An 18349-nucleotide genomic window follows, 5' to 3' on the forward strand; every position below is an offset into this window, starting at 1 on the left:
GGTAACCGCCATGCGCCGCTGGGGCACCGAACGCAGCGTTGGCCTGCATGATCCGCAGGTCAACGAGCATCACCTGGAGTCCACGGGCCTGCCCGCAGACCATCGTCTGCGCTTGCTCAGTTTCAATATCCAGGTCGGCATCAGCACCGAGCGCTATCGGCATTATCTGACCCGCAGCTGGCAGCACCTGCTGCCGCACACCGGGCGCTCAGGCAATCTGCAGAAGATCGGTGACCTGCTTGGCGACTTCGATCTGGTCGCCCTGCAGGAAGCCGATGGCGGCAGTCTGCGCTCAGGCTACGTCAATCAAGTCGAACACCTGGCCCACCTCGGCGCCTTCCCCTACTGGTATCAACAACTCAATCGCAACCTCGGCCGACTGGCCCAGCACAGCAATGGCGTGCTCAGTCGCCTGAAGCCGTGGGCGATCGAAGATCATCCGCTGCCCGGCCCCAAAGGTCGCGGCGCGATCCTGTTGCGCTTCGGTGAAGGTCCGGAGGCGCTGGTGGTGGTGATGATGCATCTGGCGCTCGGCGCACGGGTGCGCAGCCTGCAACTGGCCTATATTCGTGACCTGATCAGTGGCTACAAGCACCAGATATTGATGGGCGACATGAACACCCATGCCAGTGATCTACTACAACAGTCACCGTTACGCGATCTCGGCCTGCTGGCCCCGCAGATGCAAGCCACATTTCCCAGCTGGCGGCCACAGCGATGCCTTGATCATATTTTGCTCAGCCCGACCCTGACCCTGGAAAAGGTCGAAGTGCTGGCCCAACCCATTTCCGATCACCTGCCGGTCGCGGTAGAGATTCGTCTGCCGGGTTCGCTCACGGCCGATGCATTGCCCGCGTTGAGTCCTGCCCCTCGCGGAACCCCTGAATGAGCGACGACGCCCAGCGCTGGAAAGAGAAGTACCTCAAAAGCATCGAACAACAGGACAAGCTCGAACGTCGCTGGGCCGCCCGGCTCGACTTGCTGCGCCGCGGTCTGGTGCGCAGCACGCTGGCCGCTGAAGGCACCGACAAGGTCGTTGATCAGTGCATGAAAGAGATGCGCGACGTGGTGCGCACCGACGACATGGACGCCGGCCTCGCCGCCCTGCTGCCGCGCCTGGAAAAAGCCGTGCTCGATTCCGAGCAACGTCGCGAAACCCGAATCGATCAGGTCAGCACCGCGCTTACCGCGCTGGTCACCCAGCTACAAGCGCTGCCGCTGCCCCGGGAAGTCGCCCAGCCGCTGAAGAAATTCGCCAAGCAACTCGACAGCCGGGTCGGCCAGGCGCGGGAAATGCCGCTGCTGCTGAGCGAACTCAGCGGTTTGCAGGGCAAGGCGTTGAGCCAGCTGGAAACGCCGCCCGAGCCCGACCGCCCGGGCTTTTTGCAGCGCCTGTTTGGCAGCCGTGACAGTGAAGGGGTGCCAGAGTCTTCGGATCAGCCTCAGGCGCCGACGCCGACTCCGACGCCGACGCCGACGCCGGCCAATGCTGAACCTGCATCTGAGCCGGTACCCGCGCCAACCGCAGCGGTCGAGCCGATTCCGGCAGCACCCGTCACCGTAGCGGCCATCGCGCAACCACCAAAGGCCGAGCTTAAGCAAACGCCAGCAGTGAAGCCCGAGTCCGAATCACCTGTGTTCGCGTTCGTGCCTCCGGTCATTGCTGCCGAGCCGATCAGCGAACCCGTTGCTGCACCTGCACTACCAGCGGCCGAACCTGAAGCCGAACGGCCGACCACCCCGATCACGGCGCCAGCACCTGCTGCCGCGTTCAACCCCGACGAGTTGATCCACCCGGGCGACATCCCGGCACCGTTGCTCCTCGATAGTCTGCCCCTGCCCGAACCGATTGCCCAGGCTTTGGCCGCCATTGATCCGGAGCAACCCGAGCAGGACATTCTGTACGCCCTGCCCGATTCCCCGGAGCCGTCTTACAGTTCAGTGGCCAAACACATCGAAGACACGCTGATCGGGCTGCTCGACGACCTGACCCTGCCCGAGCGCCATCGCCCGCAGGCTGAGGCGATGCGCGACCGGTTGAAAAATGGCCTGAACTGGTACGAACTGCTGCCGATTCTCGACGATCTGGCGACCTTGATGCTGGCGATCACCGACAGCGGCCAGCACGAATTCGAAGCCTATCTGCAGCAACTCAACGAGCGCCTCGAAGCGTTCCAGAGCAACCTGCAGGCCGCCAGCGATGGCCACGCCGACAACAGCTCGGCGGCGCGGGCGATGGACACGCAGATCCGCGAGCAGGTCGATGGTTTGCAGACCAGCATGCAGGAAGCGGCCGATCTGGATGACCTCAAGCAAGTGCTGGAGAACCATCTGGAAGGCCTGCTCGGCACCATGGATCAACACCAGAAACAACGCGACGCCCGCGAGCAGGAAGTGGCGGCACGCCTCAAGGGTCTGGCCGAGCGTGTGGCGCACATGGAGCAGGAAGCCCTGGGCTTTCGCGAACACCTGGAAGAACAGCGGCAGAAAGCCCTGATCGATCCGCTGACCGGCCTGCCCAACCGCGCCGCCTGGAGCGAACGCCTGGAACACGAGATCAAGCAGTGGCAGCAACACGGCAACACCTTGAGTCTGGCGATGCTCGACCTCGATCATTTCAAGCGCATCAACGACAACTACGGCCATCTGGCCGGCGACAAGGTGCTGAAGATCATCGCCACAGTGCTGCGCAAACGCCTGCGCGCAGCGGATTTCATTGCCCGTTTTGGTGGTGAGGAATTCGTTCTGCTGCTGCCGGCGACCACGCCTGCGGTGGGCGCCAAACTGCTGGAGACCCTGCGCGCGGCGATCGAAGCCTGCCCGTTTCACTTCAAGGGCGAACGGGTGACGATCACCATCTCCATGGGCCTGGCGTCGTTCAGGATGGGAGAACACAGCGATCTGGTGCTCAAAAGAGCCGATCAGGCGTTGTACCGCGCAAAAAACGGCGGGCGCAACCGGGTCGAGCTGGGCTGAGCAATTGTTCCATTTTGTTTAATTCAGCCCGCCGGCCGTCGAGACCCGAGGCAGTACGTTACACTGTTGCATTACTGTCTTGCGTGTACTGCCTTCTGCCATGAAATTTTTTGCCCTCCTCGCGTCGCTGCTCGTTCTGGCCGGTTGTGCCAGCGGCCCGCGTTACGACACCAGCCATCCTTCGGCCAATCACGACAGCCGCGTGCAGTTCGTGATCGTGCATTACACCTCGGCGTCGCTCGCGCGTTCGCTGCAACTGCTGACCCACGGCGAAGTCAGCAGCCACTACCTGATCGGCGACGACAAGAGCGCCACCATCTTCAAACTGATGGATGAAAACCAGCGCGCCTGGCACGCCGGGGAAAGCCAATGGCAGGGCCGCACCTGGCTCAACTCCAGCTCGATCGGTATCGAGATCGTCAATCCGGGCTTCAAGGACACGCCGACCGGGCGCCTGTGGTTCCCTTATAGCGAAGCGCAGATTCAGTCGCTGATTGTTCTGCTCAAGGACATCAGTCAGCGCCAGGGCATCAGCCCGCGCCATATCATCGGCCACAGCGACATCGCGCCCCTGCGCAAACTCGACCCCGGCCCACTGTTCCCATGGAAACGTCTGGCCGCTGAAGGCTTGGGCGTATGGCCTAATGAACAAGCGGTGGCGCGGCAGCAGGTACAGTTCAACGCCGAACTGCCGAGCATTAGCTGGTTCCAGGAACAACTGGCGCGCGTCGGTTACGACACTCCGCAAACCGGCGAGCTGGATGTGGCGACGCGCCACGTGCTCGCAGCGTTCCAGATGCACTTCCGCCCTTCCCGTTTCGACGGTTTGCCGGACGCGCAAACAGCCGCGTTGTTACTGGTACTCAATCAGACAAAATAATGACGCCCGCCCGACGGTCAGGGCGAAATCGAAATCAGCAGCTATAACTCATTGGTAATTCTTCGGATATTCCATGATGGTTGCTACCCGAGCGACGCTGCGTAGCTGGTTTTATCGCCCGTGGTTTTTGGCGATGATCGCGGCTGTCCTCAGTGCAAGCCTGCTGATCGCCGGCGGAATGTTCGTCGCCATGCGCCAGATCGAGCAGAACGAAAGCCAGGAGATGAACGCCCAGGGCGAGCGTTTTCTGGCCCGCCTCGAGCAACTGTTCGGGCAATTGCGCGAAAGTCTCGACGACCTCCAGGCACAGCCGTTGCGCAGTTGCGATGAGGAAATGATCGCCACCCTGCAACAGGTCACGTTCAACTATCGCTTCGTGTATGAAGCGGCCTACATGGACGGCTCGCGGATATGCTCCAACCGCCCCCGGCAGGAGGGACTGTCGGTCGTCCGCGCGCCGGACATCAAGGGCCCGACTTACAGCTACTGGCTCAACACCACCACCGAACCCGATGAAAACCGCGCGGCGCTGATGCTCGGGCGCGGCAACTTCCGTGTGGCGACATCGCGCGGGCATTTGACCGACATGGTCGACTTGCCACCGGACAGCAGCCTGCTGGTGGTACTCGATCATGGCAGGCGAGCGATTCCGGTACTCGGCACAGCCCAGACCTGGCCACCAAGCGAAACCTGGCCACCGAAGAGCCGCGAGGCCCTGCAAGTCACCCAGTCACGGCTGATCTACCGCATGCCAACCAACAATCCGGAATATCAGTTGGTGCTGATCACCCCGCGCAGTGGCATGCACATCCCGACCGTCTGGTGGTGGATGGTGCCGGCCTGCCTGCTGCTGGGGGCGTTTGCCGGTTTCTTCGTGTTTCTGCTGGTGCGCCAGCGCCAGTCACTGGACGCCGAACTCCAGGGCGCGATACGGCGGGGCGAGCTGCAAGTGCTGTATCAACCGATATTCGACCTCGACAGCCGCAATTGCGTGGGCGCCGAAGCCCTGCTGCGCTGGCGCCGCCCGGACGGCACCCTGACCAGCCCCGACCTGTTCATTCCATTGGCAGAAAACACCGGGCAGATACGGCAGATGACCGATTTCGTCCTGCAACGGCTGCTGGAACAACTGGGACCAGTGCTGCGCGCCAATCCGCAGCTGTACATCTCGGTCAACCTCGCAGCATGCGACGTAATGGTGCCGCGCATCGGCCAGGTCATGGCCAGGCTGTTGACCCTGCACCGGGTTGCGGCGCGGCAGATCGCCTTCGAAGTCACCGAGCGCGGGCTGATCGATGTGGTGGTGGCGCGGGAGAACCTGCAAGCCTTGCGCGATGTCGGCCATCAAGTGTTGATCGACGATTTCGGTACCGGTTATTGCAGCCTCGCCTACCTGCAAACGTTGCCGGTGGACTGCCTGAAAATCGACAAGGCCTTCATCGACGCACTCGGTCATGACGCGGCCAGCAGTGGCGTTGCTCCGCACATCATTCACATGGCGCAGGCACTGGATCTGAAGGTGATTGCCGAGGGCATCGAGCACGAAGCGCAAGCCGTGTTTCTCAGCAGCGAGGGGGTCAAGTTCGGTCAGGGCTGGCTGTTCGCCCAGGCCTTGAGTGCGGTGCAGTTCATTGAACTGATCACCCGTGGACGGCGCCTTGCCGGACGCCGGCTGGATGACGAAGCCTAGACCGCCAGCGCCATGTAGAACTGCGTGCCCTGCCCCGGCCGCGAATAGACGCCCATGCGCCCGCCATGCAACTGCACAATTTCCTTGCACAAAGCTAAACCGAGCCCGGCGCCGCCCTTCTTGCGCCCGACCTGCACGAACGGTTCGAAAATCCGCCCTTGCTGCCCGTAGGCAATGCCTTCTCCGTTGTCTTCGACGCTGATAATCACCCGCTCGCCATGTCGGCGCGCTTGCAGGCGGATCTGCCCGTCGCGGGCAGTGTGGCGCAGAGCATTATCGATCAGGTTATCCAGTACCCGGTCCAGTTGCGCCTGATCGGCCTGCAGGCGCGGCAACGGCCCCTGCACTTCGACGTTCAAGGCAATGCCTTTGGCCGCCGCCGCATCCGCAAAGCGCGATTGCGCCTGCGCCAGCAAGTCTTCGATGGAGCACGGCGCCAGGGTGAGCTTCTGTAAACCGTTCTGATAACGCGAAAAGTTGAGCAAGTCATTGATCAACTGCATCAGGCGCTGCATCTCTTCATTGACCGTGTCGAGCAAGTCCGCCTCGCGTGACTCCGGGGGAAACTTCGCCCGCTCGCGAAACAGCCCGAACGCCATGTGCATGCCGGTGACCGGCGTGCGCAGCTCATGGGAGGCACGCAGCACAAACTCGCTGCGTACGCGCTCGAAGGCGCGCTGCTCGGTGACGTCATGCAGCACCATCACCGCGCCAAGAATATGCCCCTGGGTGTGGCTGACCGGCGTCAGGCTGTAAGTCAGCAGACGTGATTCGCCATCGACCTCGATGCTCAAATCTTCCGGAGCACGCTCAAGGGTGCCGCCGCGCAACACCAGTTGCAGTTGTGCGTCGAGTTCCGGGCGCTCCAGCGCTGTGCCCAAACCCTGACCGAGTCGATCACTGTCCCAGCCCAACTGGCGCTGGGCCACTGGATTGAGGTGCTCCAGATGCCCTTCGCGATCAATCATCAGCAAGCCGTCGTCGATGCTGTCGAGCACCGCTTGCAAGCGTTGCTGACCGGCCAGCAGCTCGTCGACGTTGGTCGCCTGATGCTCGCGCAGCGCCTCGGCCATCAGCCCGAAGCGCTTGGTCAGCTGGTTCATTTCCATCGCCGAGGAAATCGGCAGCGTCACCTCGAAATTGCCTTGGCCGATGTTGTCCGCCGCTTGCGCCAGCGCCTCGATCGGTGCGCCGAAACGCCGGGCAATCGCATGCGCGGTGACAAAGCCGATGATCAGCACCGCCAGTCCCACCAACCCTAGCAGGCCGGAGACCAGCAGCGCCCTTTCCCGGGCGTCATGCTGCACGGCGTTGATGTTGTCCAGCGCATGCTTGTGCTCGGCAATCAAACCGTTGCGCAAGATGTTGAAGCGTTCTCTGAGGTCGCTGTTGCCGCTGAGCACATTGCCCGGATTACGCGACAGCTCGAACGCCTGGAGAAAGCTCAGGTAGTCGGCCTTGGCCTGAGTAAACCCGTACTGTCGGCCATCGCCGTCGGCCTCCTGCGAAATGCCTTCATCCAGCAATTGCAGGTAATGCTGCTTTGACGCTTCGAACGCGGCGGGATCGGGTTTTTCGGCCAGCATCAGCACCAACTGGTCGCCGAGGGTCTGACGCAACTTGAGCCCCAGGTCGAGGGTCACGAAGTTGCTGCGGATCGTTGCTTCCTGAGTACCGGCCATCTGCATCACGCTGACCAGCCCGAGCAACAGCCCGAGCAAGGCGACCGTGATCAGCGCAGAAATGCTCAGGAACAAGCGAGTGCGCAACTTCATCGCCAGCTTCATCGTCGGGCGCTCACAGGTTGTACTGCTTGCGCTTGCGATACAGGGTCGACGCGTCGATGCCCAGGGTTTTCGCCGCCTGATCCAGCGTGCCTGCCGTCGCCAGCACCGCGCCGATGTGGGCTTTTTCCAGTTCATCGAGGCTCAGCGCGGCGCCGACTCGAGGTGCGTTGTTCGCCGGCTGCTCGGCCATGCCGAGGTGGCTGATTTCCACGCGTTCCTGCGGGCAGATGATGCTCGCCCGCTCCACTACGTTGCGCAGCTCGCGGATATTGCCCGGCCAGCGATAACCCAGCAGCGCCTCTCGCGCTTCGTCACTGAAGCCTCGGGCCGGGCGTGCGTACTCTTTTACGAAGCGCGCGAGGAAGCGGTCGGCAAGGGTCAGGATGTCCTCGGCACGTTCGCGCAATGGCGGCAGATGCAGGGTGATCACGTTGAGGCGATACAACAGGTCTTCACGGAAGCGCCCGTCGCGCACCATGTCTTCAAGGTTGAGGTTGGTCGCGGCGAGAATGCGCACATCGGCGCGGCGAGTCACTGGGTCCCCTACCCGCTCGTATTCCTTGTCCTGAATGAAACGCAGCAACTTGGGTTGCAATGTAAGTGGAAAATCGCCGATCTCGTCGAGAAACAGCGTGCCGCCGTCCGCCTGATTGACCCGACCCAAAGTGCTCTCACTGGCGCCGGTAAACGCACCACGACTGTGGCCGAACAGCTCGCTTTCCATGAGCTCGGCGGTCAACGACGGGCAGTTGATGGTCACGCAGGATTTCTTCTCGCGCTTGCTCCAACCATGAATGGCCCGGGCCAGTTCCCCTTTACCCGTGCCGGATTCGCCAAGGATAAGAATGTTGGCGTCGGTACCGGCGACCTGCCGCGCAGTTTCCAGCACCACTTTCATCGCCGGGCTGTGAGAGTCGAGGCCGTCCTTGGGTTTGCGGATCTCGCCTTCGAGGGCTTCCAGACGCGCCGAGAGCTGGCGCACTTCCAGCTGCTTGGCGGTAGCCAGACGCAACTGGTCGGGGCTGCACGGTTTGACCAGATAGTCGGCGGCGCCCGCCTGGATCGCGTCCACCGCGGTATCGACCGCCGAATGCGCGGTGACGATCACCACCCGCATCCATGGCGCCTGAACGCGCATCTGCGCCAGTACATCGAGACCGTTGTCTTCACCCAGACGCAAATCAAGGAAGCACAGGTCGAATACCTGGCGTTGCAACAGTGCATCAGCCTGAGCCGCGCTGTTGGCGGTGGCCACCGTATAACCTTCGTCTTCGAGGCAGTAACGAAAGGTTCGCAGGATGGCGGACTCGTCGTCCACCAGCAGAATGCGGCCTTGATGCTCAGTGGCAGATTCCATTTTTCCTACGCTCCATAGTGATTGATCTTGGGTTAGTCCCGGAAAAATCGGGCAAGTTGCATGGTTGATTCTGAACGATGCGAGCCATGGGAGGGTAGCTCTCTCCTGCCTTGACGGCCAATCCGTTGATTTTGCTGAGTTTTTAAACAATCACCGATTTACAGAGGGTTCCCTGCGTACTTTTCTGACATCCGGGACGTGCTCTCAATTCCATAAGAATGAAATCTCCTACGAAATAATCATGCATTTCGCACGACCATAGATGACCCATCGTGCAGGATGCGTCCGCCGCTGAATTTCACCCACTTGCAAACCATTGATTTTATTGAATATTTTTCAAATAAAAAACTGGCATGCAGCCTGCAATACCTCATTCAGCCCGGGCAGATTCCACTGCCCCAACCGAATAAGAGTGAGGAACCCAGGATGACTCGCCAACGTGCCGCCCAAGTGCGTATCTCGCCACTGCATATCCAACAAGGCCTGTTTGGCGTGCTTGCACTGTTGATCACCCTGATCGTCTGCCAGCAATACCTGAGCTGGCAAAACAGCCAGAAGCCTGAGCCGCTGATCTCGTTTCAACACAGCACGCAGACGCACTTCAGCGCCGTCAGCAGCAGTCAGGCCGAAAACGCCTCGATGCGCATGATGGATGTCGATCAGCCACAGCCGCTGGATCAACTGCCACGTGAAGAGCGCTGGGTTTTCTGACGAACCGAAGAATTCAGGCGCATCGCGCCGGAACACGCAATATCCCTAAACAGAAAAGTAAGGAGAATCACCATGTTGAGCTGGGCAATTACATTCTTGATCATTGCCATCATCGCCGCCGTACTGGGCTTCGGTGGTATCGCGGGCACCGCCACGGGTATCGCCAAGATTCTCTTTGTCGTGTTCCTGGTGATGTTCATCGCTTCCTTCTTCTTTGGCCGTCGCGGCCGAGGTTAACGATGATCGCTTTAAAGACACTGGTAGCCGCCCTGCTTATGGGCGGTAGTGCCATGGCGATGGCGGCCAATGATGGCCAGGCGCGGGTCAACGAGCTGCTCAGCTCCGACCCGCAATACCGCGAAACCTGGCAAGGCGTTGTGAAGCACGAAGAGCGCCTGCCGGAATGGGTGATGAACCTGTCCGGCACGCCAGACCAGCAGATGAATGCCGTGACTGAAGATGGCGACAAGTATCTGGTCGGGCCGCTCTGCGAATCCGCAGACAAGTGCCTGAACCACCGCTTGATCGTGGCTTTCAGCTTCGACAAGAAAGACGCATACGCCATGCTCGTCGATGTGCCCGAAGGACTGCCGGCCGACAAGTCGCCAACGCGACATGCCACCTACCGCTTCCTCGGCAAACCGGATGAGGGTATGCAGAACCTGTTGATGGAAACGCTGAAGAAAGACCCGAAGTGGTATTGATTCGAACATGAGGGCGGCGCCCCGCTGCCCTTTATTGCGCCTGCCCGAGGAAGGCCGGCGCATGACCAGGGGGCCGGGACGTTCTGACTGTTGCAGGGTCGGAGTGACCTACGGGTACAGGGAGTGCCTGCGCGAGGGCCGGGTCAGGGTAAAAGCTGCGACGCAGGTTCGCCGACCCTCAGTGGTTCGACGGACTTGCGCTGAGCTTTATCCGATGCAAAAACATTGATCCAGAGCGTCCTGCTCATCTTTTTATGCCTCACACTGCGCGCGAAAACATTACGCGGTGTTTCCTAGCGACCGTATATCGAGAAAGAGTCCCTTTAAACAGTGGGACATCTAGTCTGCAAACGTAGGCTTTTTCTTAAGATTTCCGTCGAAATTTCTCGTTTAAAAAATAACCAATCTACGCTGCAATGGCCGGTTCACGGCACTTATGCCGGCTGAAATGTCGTAATCGAACCGGTTGGGACGCCAGTTTCAATTAAAAAAGCTCATGCCGATTCGGCATAGGGTAGGCGTTTACGGCATTAGACGGCGCAACCTTGCATCGGAATAGTTGCGCCTTTTTTCGCCTGCCGAAGAGCCGTAAATACGCGCTTCGGGGCACCTTATACGGAGGCAGATGCACAGACTTTTCCGCTGACAGAGCGTTCCAGTTCCTGCATGTGCCTGAGTCAAACGCAAGTAAGGGTAAAGATAATGAAGAAGGCAAAACTCAGCCTCGCCTGGCAGATCCTCATCGGTCTGGTTTTAGGGATTGCAATTGGTGCGTTGCTCAACCACTTCAGTGCCGAAAAAGCCTGGTGGATCAGCAACGTCCTGCAACCGGCAGGCGATATCTTTATCCGTCTGATCAAGATGATCGTGATCCCGATCGTCATCTCCTCGCTGATCGTCGGCATCGCCGGCGTGGGCGACGCCAAGAAACTCGGGCGTATCGGCCTGAAGACCATCATCTATTTCGAAATCGTCACCACCATCGCGATCCTTGTCGGTCTGGTGCTGGCGAACGTGTTCCACCCGGGCGCCGGCATCGACATGAGCACCCTGGGCACGGTGGATATCTCCAAGTACCAGGCGACCGCCGCCGAAGTGCAGCATGAACACGCGTTCATCGAGACCATCCTCAACCTGATCCCGTCGAACATCTTCGCGGCCATGGCCCGCGGCGAAATGCTGCCGATCATCTTCTTCTCCGTGCTGTTTGGTCTCGGTTTGTCGAGCCTGCAGTCGGACCTGCGCGAGCCGCTGGTGAAGATGTTCCAGGGTGTCTCGGAAAGCATGTTCAAAGTCACTCACATGATCATGAACTACGCCCCGATCGGCGTATTCGCCCTTATCGCAGTGACCGTGGCCAACTTCGGCTTCGCTTCCCTGCTGCCGCTGGCCAAACTGGTGATCCTGGTTTACGTCGCCATCGCCTTCTTCGCCTTCGTGGTGCTGGGCCTGATCGCCAAGCTGTTCGGCTTCTCGGTGATCAAGCTGATGCGCATCTTCAAGGATGAGCTGGTCCTGGCTTACTCCACCGCCTCTTCGGAAACCGTGCTGCCACGCGTAATCGAGAAGATGGAAGCCTACGGCGCACCGAAAGCCATCTGCAGCTTCGTGGTACCGACCGGCTACTCGTTCAACCTCGACGGTTCGACCCTGTACCAGTCGATCGCAGCGATCTTCATTGCCCAGCTGTACGGCATCGACCTGTCGATCAGCCAACAACTGCTGCTGGTGCTGACCCTGATGGTCACCTCCAAAGGCATCGCCGGCGTACCGGGCGTGTCCTTCGTGGTGCTGCTGGCGACGCTGGGCAGTGTCGGTATCCCGCTGGAAGGCCTGGCGTTCATCGCCGGTGTCGACCGCATCATGGACATGGCGCGTACCGCACTGAACGTGATCGGCAACGCCCTGGCAGTGCTGGTTATCGCGCGTTGGGAAGGCATGTACGACGACGCCAAGGGCGAGCGCTACTGGAACTCCCTGCCGCACTGGCGCAGCAAGGAAAAACTGCCGGCTGGCGAAATTTCCAAGAACTGATAGCTGAAACCTGTGGAGATCGGCTTTTTTGTGGGAGCGAGCCTGCTCGCGAAGGCGGTATGTCATTAAGCATTGATGGACTGACAGGACGCTTTCGCGAGCAGGCTCGCTCCCACAGGGGATTTGAGCCAAGCCACAAATGAGGCACACACGAACCCCGGAGCAATCCGGGGTTTGTCGTTTCTGGCGACCCCGCTATCATTCGCCGCATCTTCCGGGGGATTTGACTGATGCTTAATGGCCTGTGGCTTGGCTTCTTCGTCGTGGCGGCAATATCTGCGCTGGTGCAGTGGCTGGTCGGTGGCAACGCCGGGATTTTCGCGGCGATGGTGGAAAGCATTTTCGCCATGGCCAAACTCTCGGTCGAGGTCATGGTGTTGCTGTTCGGCACGCTGACCCTGTGGCTGGGCTTCCTGCGCATCGCCGAGAAGGCCGGGATCGTCGAATGGCTGGCGAAAGTGCTGGGCCCGCTGTTCCTGCGGCTGATGCCGGAAGTTCCGGCCGGGCACCCGGCGCTCGGTCTGATTACCCTGAACTTCGCCGCCAACGGCCTGGGCCTGGACAACGCCGCCACGCCGATCGGTCTCAAGGCCATGAAGGCGCTGCAGGAGCTCAACCCCAGCGCGACCATCGCCAGCAACGCGCAAATCCTGTTCCTGGTGCTCAACGCCTCGTCGCTGACCCTGTTGCCGGTGACAATCTTCATGTACCGCGCCCAGCAAGGCGCACCGGACCCGACCCTGGTGTTTCTGCCGATCCTGTTGGCGACCAGTTGCTCGACCATCGTCGGCTTCCTTTCGGTGGCGTTCATGCAGCGCCTGCGCATCTGGGACCCCGTGGTGCTGGCCTATCTGATTCCCGGCGCACTGATCCTCGGCGGCTTCATGGCGCTGCTGGCGACGATGTCGGCCACGGCGCTGGCCGGGCTGTCGTCGATCCTTGGCAACCTGACGCTGTTCGGCCTGATCATGCTTTTCCTGGTGATCGGCGCGTTACGCAAGGTCAAGGTCTACGAAGCGTTCGTCGAGGGCGCGAAGGAGGGCTTCGACGTCGCCAAGAACCTGCTGCCGTATCTGGTGGCGATGCTCTGCGCGATTGGCGTGCTGCGTGCCTCGGGAGCGCTGGACTTTGGTCTGGATGGCATTCGGCATCTGGTGCAGTGGGCCGGGTGGGATACGCGTTTTGTCGATGCGTTGCCGACGGCGATGGTCAAACCGTTTTCCGGCAGCGCCGCGCGGGCGATGCTGATCGAGACCATGAAGACCTCCGGCGTCGACAGCTTCCCGTCACTGGTGGCGGCGACGATTCAGGGCAGTACCGAGACCACGTTCTATGTGCTGGCGGTGTATTTCGGTGCGGTGGGGATTCAGCGCGCAAGGCACGCCGTTGGATGCGCGCTGCTGGCTGAATTGGCCGGCGTACTCGGCGCCATCGGCGTCTGCTACTGGTTCTTCGGTTAACCACGAATCCCCATTGTGGGAGCGGGCTTGCTCGCGAAAGCGGCGGGTCAGTCGACCTGTATATTGACTGACACACCGCCTTCGCGAGCAAGCCCGCTCCCACAGGGGTTATGTATAAGGTTTAAGGTCTGGGTTGTTGGGTGAATTGCTGGCCTTGCTGAACAGCCCAGGCGACAACCTTGGCCGTCAGCCGATCACTGGCCTGTCCAAACCCGGCCACCACCGCCGGCACCTGTACATCATTCAATGGCTGGCGCTCTTCGAAGCGGCGGCTGGCGAGAATCTTCTGGTCATAGCCGCGCACCAGCAGCGCATCGACCCGCACTACGACGCTGGCCTGATTGCCCTGATACTCGGTCTGAAACGCCTGCAAGCTGCCGCCCAGTTCCAGGTCCGCAGCGAAGTTACTGTCATCGGTGCTGAGCAGCGTCACCCGACCATCCCGGGCAAAACCATCCAGCAGCCGATTACGCACCAGCACCGGCGCCGGATCGCTCCAGCGCGACGCCTTGTAGCTGCTGATCACGTCGCCCTGTGGAATCACCGCAATGTTCGGCCGGTTCAGCGCTTCGCTGGCCTGCAACTTGTTCAGGCGCAGCGACCAGTGCTGGGTCGCCGCCAAACTGGCTGAGGCGGGCGCTTGCGCAGCGGGCAGGCGATAGACGTCCGAAGGTTCGGCCTTGGGCAGGATCGAGCAGGCACTGGTCAAAGCGAGGCTGGCGAGGAGAGCGAAATGAATCAGCTTCATGGGGTGAATTCCTTGTTCTTGTCACTGCCCAGCAGGTAGCCGCTGGGGTTGGCCTCAAGGCGTTGCGAAATGCCGCGCAGCGAAGTCAGGGTTTCGCGCAGTTCGCGGATCGCCGGCGCCAGGCCATTGAGGCCCTGCATGCCGTTGTCGAGCGAGTTCTGGTTCTTGCTCAGCAGGCCGTTGATGGTGGCGCTGCTTTGCTCCAGCGACTTCATCGCCTGCTCGGCACTGCCCAGCGCCTGCTTGCCCTGATCGTTGAGCAGGCCGTTGGCGTTGCGCATCAGCGCCGAAGTTTGCTCGAGCATGCTGCCGGCCTGCTTGCCGACACTCGCCAGTTGCTGCATGGCCTGGCGCAGGTCGCCGCGCTGATCGTTGATCGAACCGGTGGTCTGCTCCAGATGCGCCAAGGTGTTGCTGACGCGCTCGACGTTCTCCGGGGAGAACATCTGGTTGGCGTTGCTCAGCAGCGCGGTGATGCCACTCATCAAATCGTTGCTGTCGTTGAGCAGGCGGGAAATGGGCGAGGGCGCCGCGACAATGGTCGGCAGCTCGCCGTCATGCCCACGCAGCTTCGGACTCTCCGGAGTGCCGCCGCTGAGCTGGATGATCGAAGTCCCGGTGATCCCGGCCAAAGCCAGTTTGGCCTGGGTGTCTTCCTTGACCGGGGTGTCACCGCCCAGACGAATCCGCGCCAGCACTCGGCGTGGGTCTTTCGGGTCGAGACGCAGGTTGACCACGTCACCGACCTTGATCCCGCTGTACTGCACGGGGCTGCCCTTGGACAGGCCGCTGACGGCCTCGTTGAACACTACTTCGTAATCCTTGAACTCAGAATCGACGCTGGACTTGGCCAGCCACAGGCCGAAGAGCAGGGCGCCTGCCACGACAATCACTGAGAACAGGCCGATCAACACATGATGGGCTCGGGTTTCCATGTCAGACCTCGTTGAGCAATTTGGCGGCGTCCAGCGCCGAGCGGCCACGCGGGCCGTGGAAGTATTCGTGAATCCACGCGTCATCGGTTTCCGAGACTACGTCGATCGGGCCGGCCACCAGCACCTTCTTCTGCGCCAGCACCGCCACGCGGTCGGTGATGGTGTAGAGCGTGTCGAGGTCGTGGGTCACCAGAAACACGCTCAGGCCCAGCGCATCGCGCAGGGTCAGGATCAGTTGATCGAACTGCGCCGCGCCAATCGGATCGAGGCCGGCGGTGGGTTCGTCGAGAAACAGGATGTCCGGATCCAGCGCAAGGGCCCGCGCCAGCGCAGCGCGCTTGATCATCCCGCCGGACAGCGAAGCCGGGTATTTGTCCGCCGCCGACAGCGGCAGCCCGGCCAGCGCCAGCTTCACCGCCGCCAGATGCTCGGCGTCGTGGCGGCTCAGGCCGGCGTGTTCGATCAGCGGCAGGGCGACGTTTTCGGTCACCGTCAGCGAGGAAAACAGCGCGCCTTTCTGGAACAGCACGCCGAAACGCCGCTCGACCAGCGAACGCTCATGCTCGGACAGGCTCGGCAGGTTCTGTCCGAACACCTTCACGTCGCCTTCGCTGGGCCGACGCAGACCGACAATGCTGCGCAACAGCACCGATTTACCGCTGCCGGAGCCGCCGACCACGGCGAGGATTTCACCTTTGTACAAATCCAGATCGAGATTCTCGTGCACGCTCTGGCTGCCAAAGCGATTGCACAGGCCACGGACTTCGATCACCGCCTCCGAGGGCGCGCGGGGTAGACGACTCACCAGCCCATCTCCATGAAGAACAGCGCAGCCACCGCATCGAGCACGATCACCACGAAAATCGACTGCACCACGGCTGACGTGGTGTGCGCACCGACCGATTCGGCGCTGCCGCTGACCTTGAAGCCTTCCAGGCAACCGATCGTGGCGATCAGGAAGGCAAAGACCGGGGCTTTCACCAGGCCGACCAGAAAGTGCTGAATACCGATGTCGCTCTGCAGCAGCGAGAGAAACATTGCCGGCGAAATCCCCAGCGACACCGCGCACACCACGCCACCGCCGATGATCCCGCAGAGCATCGCCAGAAACGTCAGCATCGGCAGCGCCACCAGCATCGCCAGCACGCGCGGCACCACCAGCAGCTCCATCGGATCGAGGCCGAGGGTGCGGATCGCGTCGATCTCCTCGTTGGCCTTCATCGAACCGATCTGCGCGGTGAAAGCACTGGCAGTGCGGCCGGCCATCAGGATCGCCGTGAGCAACACGCCGAACTCACGCAGGAAAGAGAAGCCCACCAGGTCCACAGTAAAGATCGTCGCGCCGAAACTGGCCAGCACCGTGGCGCCGAGAAATGCCACCACCGCGCCGACCAGAAAAGTCAGCAGCGCCACGATCGGCGCGGCGTCGAGACCGGTCTGTTCGATGTGGGCGACGACGGGGGTGATGCGCCAGCGCTTGGGGCGCAACAGGTTGCGGGCGATGGTTTCGAGGATCAGGCCGATGAAACCCAGCACTTGCAGGGTGTCCTGCCAGACCGTTTCCACGGCGCGCCCGATGCGGGTCAGCAGTTGCACGCTGACACTGACTTCCGGCTCTTTGACCGGCACACAGAAATCAGTCAGCGAGCGATACACCGTTTGCAGCAACGCGCGGTCGGCCTGGGAAATCGTGCAGTCGGGGTGTTCGGCAGATTTGCCCAGACGCTCGGAACCGAGCAGCTCCACCAGCAACGAAGCGCCCGCAGTGTCGAGCGCACCGAGGCTGTTGAGGTCGACCACGGTATTGGCGTCGTACTGGCCGGTCAGTTTTTCGGTCAGGTGCTTGAGGTCGGCGTAATGGGCAAGCGTCCAGTCCCCGGAAACCCGCAGTCGGGCAGGGCTGATTGACGTGTCCAGTTGGGCATTACCGCTCATTGAGCTGCTGATCATAAGCTCCGTGCTTGTCCGGCTATTAAGCGAACTAACGTAATAGCACGAACCGGATTACTTTTCTTTGATCGCTGTGCTGTCTGTCACTTCGAAACGCAACACGCCGATCACCTGACCGTCTTCAGTCAGCACCCGCACCTGCCACTTGCCCGCCGGGTTGCCGGGGAAGTTCTGCTTGTGCGTCCACGCCCGGTAACCTTCCTTGCGCCCGCCGTGGATATCGAGGGCGATGCGGTCGACCTCTTTGCCGTCGAACTGCCACACATGGTAGATCCGCTCATCCAGCCCGCGCGGCGCGTTGATCGCGGTGTAGGCGTAGAGGCCGCCGTTGCGGATCTGCTCGGCGCTGACCTGTTCGAGGCTGTCGCCCGGGGTGCGATCCTGCAACTGAGTGCTGATCGCCACGTCGGTCATCCACAGCGTCGCCGGCGGCACCCACGAGCGCAGCGTCCAGCCGACCGCGCCAATGCCGAAGGTGATGCACAGAATGGCCAACGCGTTGCGCACGGTGCGGATCGGGAAGATCGACGCCAGGCTCGGGAATGACAACACCACCGCCGTGCCCAGTGCCCATTTGAAACTTTGCGCGGTGGTCAGGTGCATGATCACCGGCAGCGCGGTGAGCAGGGCGGCGAACAGGGTCAGGGTGTGCAACGCGAGAAAAGCCCAGCGCCGTGGCGCCAGCCATTTGTAATAGAGCGGATCGACAATCGAGATCAGCGCGGCGATGCACAGCAGGCCGGTGAAGATCAGTTGACCGCTGTTCCAGGTGGTGGTGATGAAGAAGAACGGCAGGACGAAAAACAGGCTTTCCTGATGGATCATCTGCGTCGCGTAACGCAGCAGCGGCTGGGGGATCTCCCGCTTGAAGATGCGCGTGAACAGGCCGGTCAGGGTGTTTTCCAGCATCAGCCAGATCCAGCTCAGCAGCATGATGACGGTGATCCAGCTCGCCAGTCCCTGCTGGCGATCGACCAGAATGAAACTGCCGACCCCGGAGATGAAACCGCCAAGCGCAATCACCCCGGGATAGCGCTTCATCAGCTCGAGAATGCGCTGGATCAGGAGGGGGATTTTCTGCATGTTGGCGGTTCACGACTGAGTAGGAAAAAACCTC

The 18349-nt window shown here is 61.2% G+C and carries 16 protein-coding genes; 9 read left to right on the forward strand and 7 right to left on the reverse strand.

Annotation, left to right across the window (positions count from 1 at the left end):
• Positions 1 to 10 precede the first annotated feature (10 nt).
• From H043_RS0100325 to H043_RS0100340, 4 genes are all read left to right on the forward strand, one after another.
• The gene (locus H043_RS0100325; protein ID WP_027610242.1) at positions 11 to 889 is read left to right on the forward strand and encodes an endonuclease/exonuclease/phosphatase family protein; all 879 of its coding nucleotides are present in this window, start codon (positions 11 to 13) and stop codon (positions 887 to 889) included.
• The gene (locus H043_RS0100330; RefSeq protein ID WP_027610243.1) at positions 886 to 2976 is read left to right on the forward strand and encodes a diguanylate cyclase; all 2091 of its coding nucleotides are present in this window, start codon (positions 886 to 888) and stop codon (positions 2974 to 2976) included. The genes H043_RS0100325 and H043_RS0100330 overlap by 4 nt, the downstream gene beginning before the upstream one ends.
• A gap of 100 nt (positions 2977 to 3076) precedes the next feature.
• Complete coding sequence (locus tag H043_RS0100335) at positions 3077 to 3856, forward strand: N-acetylmuramoyl-L-alanine amidase (protein ID WP_027610244.1); 780 nt, start codon at positions 3077 to 3079, stop codon at positions 3854 to 3856.
• Between the two features lie 73 nt (positions 3857 to 3929).
• A complete protein-coding gene (locus H043_RS0100340; RefSeq protein ID WP_049827796.1) occupies positions 3930 to 5546 on the forward strand; it encodes an EAL domain-containing protein in 1617 nt (538 codons plus the stop codon).
• On the opposite strand, the gene H043_RS0100345 is transcribed toward H043_RS0100340, so the two are convergent.
• Both H043_RS0100345 and algB read right to left on the reverse strand, forming a co-directional pair.
• Complete coding sequence (locus H043_RS0100345; RefSeq protein WP_027610246.1) at positions 5543 to 7333, reverse strand: KinB sensor domain-containing domain; 1791 nt, start codon at positions 7331 to 7333, stop codon at positions 5543 to 5545. The two genes, H043_RS0100340 and H043_RS0100345, sit on opposite strands and share 4 nt — an antisense overlap.
• 10 nt (positions 7334 to 7343) lie before the next feature.
• Entirely contained in the window at positions 7344 to 8690 is a 1347-nt protein-coding gene (gene algB / locus H043_RS0100350) for a sigma-54-dependent response regulator transcription factor AlgB (protein WP_027610247.1), read from the reverse strand.
• 426 nt (positions 8691 to 9116) lie between these two features.
• Here algB and H043_RS0100355 point away from each other — a divergent pair, with 426 nt between their 5' ends.
• The 5 genes from H043_RS0100355 (at position 9117) to H043_RS0100375 (ending at position 13599) form a co-directional block, all read left to right on the forward strand.
• Positions 9117 to 9401: a hypothetical protein gene (locus H043_RS0100355; protein ID WP_027610248.1), complete on the forward strand. Its 285-nt coding sequence runs from the start codon at positions 9117 to 9119 to the stop codon at positions 9399 to 9401.
• 72 nt (positions 9402 to 9473) lie between these two features.
• On the forward strand, positions 9474 to 9638 hold the full coding sequence (locus H043_RS29475; RefSeq protein ID WP_003177151.1) for a DUF1328 domain-containing protein: 165 nt from the start codon (positions 9474 to 9476) through the stop codon (positions 9636 to 9638).
• A 2-nt stretch (positions 9639 to 9640) separates the two neighbouring features.
• Positions 9641 to 10105 (forward strand): inhibitor of vertebrate lysozyme family protein, encoded by a 465-nt coding sequence (locus H043_RS0100365; RefSeq protein WP_027610249.1) that lies wholly within the window; start codon positions 9641 to 9643, stop codon positions 10103 to 10105.
• Between the two features lie 702 nt (positions 10106 to 10807).
• Positions 10808 to 12139 carry a glutamate/aspartate:proton symporter GltP gene (gltP, locus tag H043_RS0100370; RefSeq protein WP_027610250.1) on the forward strand — a complete coding sequence of 444 codons (1332 nt, stop codon included), beginning with the start codon at positions 10808 to 10810 and terminating at the stop codon, positions 12137 to 12139.
• A 230-nt stretch (positions 12140 to 12369) separates the two neighbouring features.
• Positions 12370 to 13599, forward strand: a complete 1230-nt coding sequence (locus H043_RS0100375; protein WP_025112290.1) for a nucleoside recognition domain-containing protein — start codon at positions 12370 to 12372, stop codon at positions 13597 to 13599.
• A gap of 121 nt (positions 13600 to 13720) precedes the next feature.
• Here H043_RS0100375 and H043_RS0100380 read toward each other — a convergent pair whose 3' ends face one another.
• The 5 genes from H043_RS0100380 to H043_RS0100400 are packed head-to-tail and all read right to left on the reverse strand — an operon-like array spanning position 13721 to position 18315.
• Positions 13721 to 14347, reverse strand: coding sequence for an ABC-type transport auxiliary lipoprotein family protein (locus H043_RS0100380; RefSeq protein ID WP_027610251.1), 627 nt, complete (start codon positions 14345 to 14347; stop codon positions 13721 to 13723).
• Positions 14344 to 15282 carry an MlaD family protein gene (locus tag H043_RS0100385; protein WP_027610252.1) on the reverse strand — a complete coding sequence of 313 codons (939 nt, stop codon included), beginning with the start codon at positions 15280 to 15282 and terminating at the stop codon, positions 14344 to 14346. Before H043_RS0100385 ends, H043_RS0100380 begins: the two co-directional genes overlap by 4 nt.
• A 1-nt stretch (position 15283) precedes the next feature.
• Positions 15284 to 16087, reverse strand: coding sequence for an ABC transporter ATP-binding protein (locus tag H043_RS0100390; protein WP_027610253.1), 804 nt, complete (start codon positions 16085 to 16087; stop codon positions 15284 to 15286).
• Complete coding sequence (locus H043_RS0100395; RefSeq protein ID WP_027610254.1) at positions 16084 to 17232, reverse strand: ABC transporter permease; 1149 nt, start codon at positions 17230 to 17232, stop codon at positions 16084 to 16086. Before H043_RS0100395 ends, H043_RS0100390 begins: the two co-directional genes overlap by 4 nt.
• Before the next feature lie 54 nt (positions 17233 to 17286).
• Positions 17287 to 18315 (reverse strand): DUF5924 family protein, encoded by a 1029-nt coding sequence (locus H043_RS0100400; protein WP_027610255.1) that lies wholly within the window; start codon positions 18313 to 18315, stop codon positions 17287 to 17289.
• Positions 18316 to 18349: the final 34 nt, after the last annotated feature.

The sequence above is a fragment of the Pseudomonas sp. URIL14HWK12:I6 genome (genome assembly GCF_000514195.1).
Taxonomy (GTDB): domain Bacteria; phylum Pseudomonadota; class Gammaproteobacteria; order Pseudomonadales; family Pseudomonadaceae; genus Aquipseudomonas; species Aquipseudomonas putida_A.